Origin of the sequence: Sphingomonas pituitosa NBRC 102491 (assembly GCF_001598435.1) — a bacterium.
In the GTDB taxonomy this organism is placed as follows: domain Bacteria; phylum Pseudomonadota; class Alphaproteobacteria; order Sphingomonadales; family Sphingomonadaceae; genus Sphingomonas; species Sphingomonas pituitosa.
Map to the genome: position 1 here is coordinate 1 of NZ_BCYY01000075.1, position 555 is coordinate 555.

Annotated in this window: 1 protein-coding gene; it reads left to right on the plus strand. The window is 70.1% G+C overall.

Annotated elements, in window-relative coordinates; translation table 11 throughout:
• The coding region (locus tag SPI01S_RS21630) for a methyl-accepting chemotaxis protein (RefSeq protein WP_245653733.1) at positions 1-555 on the plus strand (555 nt) is incomplete at both ends.

The window sequence follows — 555 nt, forward strand, 5'->3', positions numbered from 1 at the left end:
CGATGGAAGAGATGGCCGCCAACATCAAGCAGAACGCCGACAACGCCGCGCAGACCGAGAAGATCGCGCGCCAGTCCGCCAAGGACGCCGAGACCAGCGGCGTCGCCGTCGACCGCGCCGTGGGCGCGATGCGCACGATCGCCGAGAAGATCGGCATCGTCCAGGAAATCGCCCGCCAGACTGATCTTCTGGCGCTCAACGCCGCGGTCGAAGCAGCGCGCGCCGGCGAGCATGGCCGCGGCTTCGCGGTGGTCGCCTCCGAAGTGCGCAAGCTCGCCGAGCGCAGCCAGGGTGCCGCTGCCGAGATCAGCTCGGTGTCGAGCGAAACGGTGAAAGCTGCCGCCGAGGCCGGCGACATGCTCGGCCGCCTGGTGCCGGACATCCGCCGCACCGCCGAACTGGTCAGCGAGATCAGCGCCGCCTGCCGCGAGCAGGACATCGGCGCCGCGCAGATCAACGAGGCGATCCAGCAGCTCGACCAGGTCACCCAGCAGAATGCCGGCGCCTCCGAGCAGATCAGCGCCACGTCCGAGGAACTCGCCGCGCAGGCCGAGG